At 69.2% G+C, this 7,863-nt stretch carries 6 protein-coding genes and 1 pseudogene; 3 read left to right on the forward strand and 4 right to left on the reverse strand.

All coding sequences use genetic code 11. The annotated features are described in order from the left end of the window. The gene (locus tag B1A74_RS07005; RefSeq protein WP_077244187.1) at nucleotides 1-2,406 is read right to left on the reverse strand and encodes an EAL domain-containing protein; all 2,406 of its coding nucleotides are present in this window, start codon (nucleotides 2,404-2,406) and stop codon (nucleotides 1-3) included. Between the two features lie 169 nt (nucleotides 2,407-2,575). Here B1A74_RS07005 and B1A74_RS07010 point away from each other — a divergent pair, with 169 nt between their 5' ends. Then, nucleotides 2,576-3,595 (forward strand): DUF21 domain-containing protein, encoded by a 1,020-nt coding sequence (locus B1A74_RS07010; RefSeq protein WP_018946428.1) that lies wholly within the window; start codon nucleotides 2,576-2,578, stop codon nucleotides 3,593-3,595. Between the two features lie 28 nt (nucleotides 3,596-3,623). On the opposite strand, the gene B1A74_RS07015 is transcribed toward B1A74_RS07010, so the two are convergent. Continuing rightward, on the reverse strand, nucleotides 3,624-4,001 hold the full coding sequence (locus tag B1A74_RS07015) for a YajD family HNH nuclease (protein WP_077244188.1): 378 nt from the start codon (nucleotides 3,999-4,001) through the stop codon (nucleotides 3,624-3,626). A gap of 14 nt (nucleotides 4,002-4,015) precedes the next feature. Further along, on the reverse strand, nucleotides 4,016-6,010 hold the full coding sequence (locus B1A74_RS07020; RefSeq protein WP_077244189.1) for a site-specific recombinase: 1,995 nt from the start codon (nucleotides 6,008-6,010) through the stop codon (nucleotides 4,016-4,018). A 144-nt stretch (nucleotides 6,011-6,154) separates the two neighbouring features. On the opposite strand from B1A74_RS07020, the gene B1A74_RS07025 reads away from it, so the two are divergent. Both B1A74_RS07025 and B1A74_RS07030 read left to right on the forward strand, forming a co-directional pair. Then, the gene (locus B1A74_RS07025; protein ID WP_018870039.1) at nucleotides 6,155-6,769 is read left to right on the forward strand and encodes a BMC domain-containing protein; all 615 of its coding nucleotides are present in this window, start codon (nucleotides 6,155-6,157) and stop codon (nucleotides 6,767-6,769) included. Nucleotides 6,770-6,774: 5 nt separating this feature from the next. Continuing rightward, nucleotides 6,775-7,392, forward strand: coding sequence for an NUDIX hydrolase (locus tag B1A74_RS07030; RefSeq protein WP_077244190.1), 618 nt, complete (start codon nucleotides 6,775-6,777; stop codon nucleotides 7,390-7,392). Nucleotides 7,393-7,466: 74 nt separating this feature from the next. Here B1A74_RS07030 and B1A74_RS07035 read toward each other — a convergent pair. Then, a pseudogene (locus tag B1A74_RS07035) lies at nucleotides 7,467-7,863 on the reverse strand (Hsp20/alpha crystallin family protein); the annotation flags it as partial.

Consider the following 7,863-nt stretch of genomic DNA (forward strand, 5'->3'; position numbering starts at 1 on the left):
TCACTCGACCGAGGCCGGGGCCTGCGTCGGCGTACAGGCGGCCAGAGGGGCGGGCATGGCCAGGCCGTAGCCCTGGCCGTAGGGGATGCCCATGGCGCGCAGGTGGTTGCCGATATGTTCGTTCTCGACATGTTCGGCGATGGTGGTCAGGCCGACGATGCCGCTGATGTCATGGATGGCGCGTACCATGGCGAGGTCGATGGGGTCGTGCTCGATGTCCTTGACGAAGCTGCCGTCCACCTTGAGAAAGTCCACCGGCAGGTTCTTCAGGTAGGCGAAGGAGGACAGGCCGCTGCCGAAATCGTCCAGCGCGAACAGGCAGCCTTCGCCACGCAGCTCCTGCATGAACCGGGCGGTGCGGGTCAGGTTGCCGACGGCGGCGGTTTCGGTGATCTCGAAGCACAGGCGGTGGCCGGGAATGCCGGCCGAGCGTACCCGTTCCAGCAGGAACTCGGGGAAGGCCTCGCTGTTGAGGGCGGTGCCGGAGATGTTGATCCCGATGACCGGCAGTTCGGCACCGCGGGCCTGGCAGTCCTGCATCCATTCCAGTGCGGTTTCCACCACCCAGCGATCCAGCTGGCACATCAGATCGTATCGCTCGGCCGCCGGGATGAAGGTCCCCGGGGGAACCGGGTTGCCGTGTTCGTCGCGCAGCCGGAGCAGGAGCTCCTGGTAGGCGGGTGGTCCGTCGCCCAGTGCGAGCACCGGCTGAGCCCAGAGTTCGAATTCCCCGCGTTCGATCGCCTGGGGGATGCGGCTGACCCAGTGCATCTCGCCTGCGCGATCGGCCAGATCGACATCCTGCGGGGTGTAGACGCGGACCTGATTGCGTCCCGAATCCTTGGCCGCGTAGCAGGCGGTGTCGGCGTGGCGCAGCAGCTGCTGGGTGGACTCCGATTCGCCGTCCACCGGCACGACGCCCAGGCTGGCCGACAGGGCAAAGACGTTGTCTTCCCAGAAGAAGCGCATGCCGGCGATCTCGCTGGCGATGCCCACGGCCATCTGGCTGCCCTGCTCGATGTCGCAGTCCTGCATCAGGATGCCGAATTCGTCGCCGCCCAGACGCGCGAGGTGGTCCTGCGGCCGCATGATGCTGCGCAGCATGCCCGCGATCTGGCGCAGCATCTCGTCGCCGGCCTGGTGGCCGCGGGTGTCGTTGATCAGCTTGAACTGGTCGAGATCGAGATAGCACAGCACATGCGGGCGTCCGTCGCGGCGGGCGCCGTGCAGGGCATCCTCGATCAGCCGCTCGAAACGTCGCCGGTTGATCAGGCCGGTCAGGTCGTCGTGCGAACTGTAGTAGGCCATGTGCTGCAGGGCGTCGCGGACTTCGGACACGTCGCGCAGGACGATGACGTGCCCGCGTGCAGTGCCGTCGGTGTCCTGCACCGGGGTGACGGTCAGCTGGACCGGCAGGCGGGTCCCGTCGGAGCGCCGGAGGACCTGCTCGTCGGCGCCGGCGCCGCGCTCGCTGGCCGGGGGGCCGGCCCCGGGGGGCAGCGGGTCCAGGGGGCGGCCAGTGTTTTCGTCTTCCAGCTGCAGCACCCGTTCGAGCGGCTGTTCGGTCAGTTCTTCGACCGGCTGGTGCAGCAGTCGGGCGGCCATCGGATTGGCGTAGTCGATCCGACCGGTGGTGTCCACGGTCAGCACGCCGTCGCCAATGGAGGCCAGGGTGGTCTGCGCGCGGCGCTGTTCACGCGCGTGGCGGGCACGCTGCTCTTCGATGATCGCCTGCTGATGCCGGCGTTCCAGGCGCATGCCCAGCCATTCGGCACACAGCCCGAGGAAGCCGCGGACCACCGGGTCGGGCGGGCGGCGGGTGCGGTGGCCGCGGCGACAGGCGGCCAGGACCACGGGCTCCGGGAGATCGATCGGCACTCGCACGAGGTCCACCCGTCCGGCCGCCGGCAGCTCCAGTTCCTGTCCGGGGACGCTCCGGGGAACCGGTTCTACGACGCCGCGCGTGCACAGCGCGGTGGCCCGCTCCTCGATCAGACAGGCCGGGCGCTGCGGATCGCGCGCCCAGTGGGCCAGACGCTCGATGCCCGTGTCGCCTTGCCGGAACAGCGCGATCTCGTCACTGTCCAGCTCGCCGGCTGCGGCCTCCAGAAGACGGTGGAAGGCGCGGGCGTCGTCCTCCGCTTCCGGCTCGCGGGTCCCGGCCGTCACCGCCGCGAAGGCACGCAGCACGTGGGTGTGCGACGCGAGCACGCGGATGCGCGCGAGCATGATGCCGAACAGCAGCCCGACCGCCGACGGGATGACGAACAGCTGCGGCGGGAAGCCTTCGACCGCGTAGACGAAGCGCACCTGGACCACCGCCAGCACGGCGACGATCGCCACGGCCAGCGCCGTATAGCGCAGATAGATCGGCCAGGTGTCCCGCCAATCCGGATGCTTTTGCATGTTTTCCCCCTGAACGGACCGCGCGGCTTTTTGTGCTCTGGCGGCCCCTCCTTTGATCGCCGCATACGCTACACCGCCGGGCGCGGCGGGTACAGTCCGGCGGGCGCCGGATCGCAGGGCCGTCCGGGTGTGGGATACTGGCGGTATCAAGCGACCGCCGGGGGCGAGGATGACGACCGCGCTGACCTGGATCGGCGTGCTGCTGTGCCTGTCGCAGTCGGCGATCCTTTCGGGACTCAACCTGGGGCTGTTCGCCCGCAGCAAGCTGGAGCTCAAGGTGGAGGCCAGCAAGGGGGATGCGCGGGCGCAGCGGGTCCTGCACCTGCGCGAGGATTCCAACTTCGCGCTGGTGACCATCCTGTGGGGCAACGTGGGCGTCAACGTGCTGCTGGCGCTGCTCTCCGGCTCGGTGATGGGCGGCGTGGCGGCGTTCCTGTTCTCCACGGTGGTGATCACCATCTTCGCCGAGATCATCCCGCAGTCGTACTTTTCCCGCCACGCCCTGCGCGTGGCCTCGGTGCTGTACCCGGTACTGCGCTTCTATCAGTTCCTGATGTATCCGGTCGCGCGGCCTACGGCCTGGGTACTGGACCGCTGGCTGGGCGGGGAGGAGATCCGCTATTTCCCGGAACGCGACCTGCACCAGGTGCTGGATCTGCACATGCGTTCGGGCGAGAGCGAGATCGCGCGGGTGGAAGGGCGCGGGGCGCGGAACTTTCTCGAGCTGGATGACATCGCCGTGCGCCACGAGGGCGAGCCGGTGGATCCGGCCAGCATCCTGACTCTGGAGTTCGACGGGGACCGGCCGCGGTTTCCGCACATCGAACCGCGGGTGGACGACCCGTTCCTGCGCAGCATCAACCGGGCGGCCTGCTCCTGGGTCATCCTCACCGACTCGACCGGCGAGCCACGCCGGGTGCTGCGCGCTGCGGATTTCACCCGCGAGGCCCTGTTCGCGCCCGAGAGATTCGATCCGCTGCACCATTGCCTGCATCCGGTGGTGGTGCGCGACGGCAACCGGCGGCTGGGCGGATTGATCCCGCATTTCCGCGTGCGTCCGGCGCACGAGGGGGACACCGTGCTGGGCGAGGACGTGATCCTGCTGTGGGGGGAGCACCGGCGCATCCTCAGTGGCAGCGATATCCTCGGCCGGCTGCTGCGGGGCGTGGCGCGCGCTACGCCGGAGTGATCGCCCGGGAGGCGCGGAGCGGCCCGGTTCAGTCCTTGCCCGGGTCCTTCAGACGTTCGGCGAGGTCGGCGAAGGGGTTCCAGGTGGCGCCCCCGGACGCCGCAGCGCCGGTCCCCCCGGCGGACGGCCCCGCCGCGCGCGCCTCGCCATGGCGCTGGTGTTCGTTGTCGTGGCAGTACAGGCACAGCAGTTCCCAGTTGCTGCCATCCGGCGGGTTGTTATCGTGGTTGTGGTCGCGGTGGTGGACCGTGAGTTCGTGCACGTTGGCGCGGGTGAACTCGCGGCCGCAGCGTCCGCAGACCCAGGGGTACATGCCCAGGGCGCGCTCGCGGTAGCCGCGCTCGCGCTCCTGACGCTCGCGATGGGTGCGCGCAACCAGTTCGTCCAGGCGCTTCGAATCACTCATGCTACGAGGATAGCTCAGTCGCGCGAGCGCGGGGGCGGCAGGAGGAATTCCGCCGGGTGGCGCCGCAGGTGGCGGCCGTAGGCGCGCAGCAGCCGCGCCGGGGAGCCGATGCGCACGCCGCGGGCGCGCAGCGCCACGTACAGTGCCAGGCCGAAGCTGACCCACAGGTTGATCGCACCGATCAGCAGCACGAACGCCAGGAACAGCCCGAAGGTGGCCAGGGCGAGTCCCTCGTTCACCGTGACGTAGCCCAGATTGGCCGACGCGAACGCCACGTGCTGGATATCCAGCGGCAGCCCGGTGAGATAACCGACATAGCCGGTCGCCCCCAGCAGGGCGCCGAACACCATGTTGCCGAGCACGGCGCCATAGTGGTAGCCGACCCAGTTCGCCAGGCCGTGGCGCGCCCGCTGCGGCAGCAGGCGCCGCAGCAGCGGGTGTTCGCGCAGGCGCCCGGGCAGGTCGAGATAGGCGCAGCGGTTGTCCAGCCAGCCGGCCACCAGCCCGGAGACGAACAGCCACACCCCGGCGATGGCCGCGAACAGCAGGGCCAGCCCGGCGACCGGGCGCAGACCGTCCAGCAGATAGCCGGCCTTCGTGCTGTCCAGCACCGGCTGTTCGAAGACCGACAGCGCGAACAGGCCGATGAACAGGGCCATCGGCAGCGCCACGCCCACGTTGCCGAGGATGGCGGCGAACTGCGAACGTCCCACCCGGACCAGCAGATCGGCCAGTTTCGACGGGTCGGCGGTGCCGCGTTCGGTCTGTTCAATGGCCGCGGCCATGCGCGCCGCGGTCATCGCGGGCTGTTTGGTGGCCACCGTGAGGTGCAGCATGTGGATCAGTACGAAGCCCAGGCCGTAGTTGAGGCTGGACCAGAATGCGTACCAGCCTTCCGACAGTCCGAGGTGGCCGATCTGGATCTTGATCAGGGCCATCAACGCGATGATGACCCCGGCTCCGGCGCCGGACCCGAGCATGCCGAAGTATTCCTGGCGTCCCCGGGTGATGTATTTCTCCCCGGTGTCGGAGACGTGCTGGGTCACGCTGCGCGAGACCTGGCGGATGTTGTCCTGCCAAAGGGCGCGCACGCCGTGGCGCCGGGCGCTGGTGGTCACCAGCTCGCGGAACAGGCCGACGGCGGTGGCGCGGGTGGTCGCGGATTCTTCGGGCTCGAGCAGATCCAGCAGCTTGTGGATGCGCGCCAGCGTCTGGTTCAGCCGCTCCAGCAGGTGCGTCAGCGACAGGCTGTTGCCGCGGCTGTGCGACAGCGTGCGCAGCTTCTCGATCTGCTCGGCGCACTGCTCCAGCAGGACCCGCGCATGGCGGTCGTCACGGCGTTCGCATGTCGGATCCTGCAGCCAGGCGCGGTACTCGCGCACGTAGGCCGCGATCTCGCGTTCCTGCGCCACGAAGGCCGAATTGCGCTCGGCGATCGACGGATCCAGACGCAGGAGTTCGGGTTCCAGCTCCTCCGCCGCGATCCAGATCGAGAGCATCTCCAGGGCGTAGAGGATCTCCTCGCGGGCCCGTTCCAGGACCCCGGGGTGCTCGCCGGAAAGACAGCCGAGCGCGCTCAGCAGGCGCAGCCAGGCATCGTCCGGCAGGCGTGCCACCCAGACCGCGTCGTCCGGATCGTGGAACACGTGATAGAGCACGTCGCGCAGGTCGGTGCGATCCATCGGCGACGGGTTGATGCGCTCGTACAGCAGTTCCGCGGCCTCGCGGAAGAAGCCGCGGCGCGAAAACAGTCCGATCCCGGTGTACAGCGTCAGGTGGCGGGCGTCTTCCAGCCCGGCTTCCAGGCGTTCACGCAGGCGTTCGCGCAGCGCAGGCTGGTCCTGCAGGGCCAGTACCAGGGATTCCAGGCGCGCGATCACCGGAGCCACATTGCGCGGGTCGTCCGGGCGCAGCCAGTCGACCAGGCGCCGGAGGATCTCCGCCAGGTCGATGTCGGGCTCGTCTTCGAGGGCGGTCAGCAGGTCCGCGGGGTCATCGGCTTGCGACATGGGATTCGGGCTGGATTCCGGATGATGGCGCGAAGCTTATCATCCGTTCCCGGTGACCGCGCGCCCGCGGATTTGATCGGCGTCGCCCCGCAGTCCAGAATACGCCCCCTGCGGCCGGCCCCGGCGACCTTCCCGACGAAATCGATGATCAAGCTCCGTACCTACGTCTACATGGACTCCCTGCAGCCGCAGCTGGCGGCCTACATGGCGACCGTCTCGCAGGGATTCCCGCCGGTGCCGGGCGACTCCTGCCTGTGGGTGGAGGTCTCGCCGGGCATGGCCGTGCACCGCCTGACCGACATCGCGCTCAAGTCCACCCGCGTGCACCTGTCGCAGCAGGTGGTGGAACGCGAATACGGCTCCATGGTGGTGCACCAGCGCGACGACTCCGACGTGCAGGAGGCCGGGCGCGTGCTGCTCTCGCGCATGGGGGCCGAGGTCTCCGACCGCCAGCAGTGCAACATCCCGTGGCAGGAGATCATCCGCGGGATGTCGCCCGACCACACGGTGCTGATCAACCGCCAGAACCGTCGCGGCTCGATGATCCTGCCGGAACAGAGCATGTTCATCCTCGAGGCCGAGCCGGCGGGCTACATCATCTATGCCGCCAACCAGGCGCTGAAGGCCGCGCACGTGACCCTGATCGACGTCAGTGCGGTGGGGGCCTTCGGCCGGCTGATCCTGGCCGGCAGCGAGGCCGACATCGACGAAGCCGCGCGCGCCGCCAGTGCCGCCCTGGAACGCCCTGCGGGAACCTGAGCGCCATGCATCGCGAACAGCTGCTGCATCTGCTGCAACGTCACCAGACCCCGTTCATCGAGGAGGCGGGCTTTCGCCGCCGCGCGCTGGATTTCGTCCGCGGCCACCCCGACTGCTTCAACTGCGATCTGCTGCCGGCGCATGTCACCGGCTCCGCCTGGGTTCTCAGCCCCGACCGCGAGCGGGCGCTGATGTTGCTGCACGGCAAGCACAACCGCTGGTTCCAGCCCGGCGGCCATGCGGACGGTCAGGCCGACATCCTCCAGGTGGCCCTGCGCGAGGTGCACGAGGAGACCGGGCTGGCGCGCGAGCACATCCGTCTGGTCGCCGAAGACGTATTCGACCTGGATATCCACACCATCCCCGCCAGCCCCGAGTTCCCGCAGCACGATCACATCGACGTGCGCTTTCTGGTGGAAATCGACGACCGCCTGGAGATCCCCGGCAGCCACGAGTCGCACGCCGTGCTGTGGGTGCCACTGCAGCATGTCTCGCGCTACAACAACAATCGCTCCTGCTGGCGCATGGTGGAAAAGAGCCGGCGCCTGCGCACCGCCGAGCATGTCGACGACCCGGTGCCGGCCCACCGGGTACCGGGTCCGGGCACCCGCCCGGGGTACTGATTCGCGGTCAGGGTTGCCCCGATGCCTGTGGGAGCCTGCTTGCAGGCGAACAGGGCCGGGCCGGCGCCGCATGATCAGAACCGCCGGGCACCATGCCCGGGCAGGGGCACCGCCTCCACGTGCACGCGCACGTTGCGCAGCTCCAGCGGCCCGTCGGAATCCACCCGGCGGGTCTCGCCCCGGCGCCAGCCGGAGCGCCACGGCAGGCGGGCCGCGCCGAATTCGTTGCGGCCACGGGACGGCAAATCCAGCAGCAGCAGACCTTCGCGGTAGGCCACTTTCATCTCCCCCGAACGTCGTTCGCTGTGGACCTCCACCGTGCGTGTCTCGCCATCCGCCAGGGTGAAGGCCAGCGGGGCATAGCGCCGTTCGCGGCCGCCGATGCGCATCCGCCCGCGCTCCAGGCTTACGCGGATCAGGTCACCGAAGTGCCCCTCCTCGCCGCGGTGGATGCGGGCGATGCGCGCCTGG

It is taken from the genome of Thioalkalivibrio halophilus (genome assembly GCF_001995255.1).
In the GTDB taxonomy this organism is placed as follows: Bacteria; Pseudomonadota; Gammaproteobacteria; order Ectothiorhodospirales; family Ectothiorhodospiraceae; genus Thioalkalivibrio; species Thioalkalivibrio halophilus.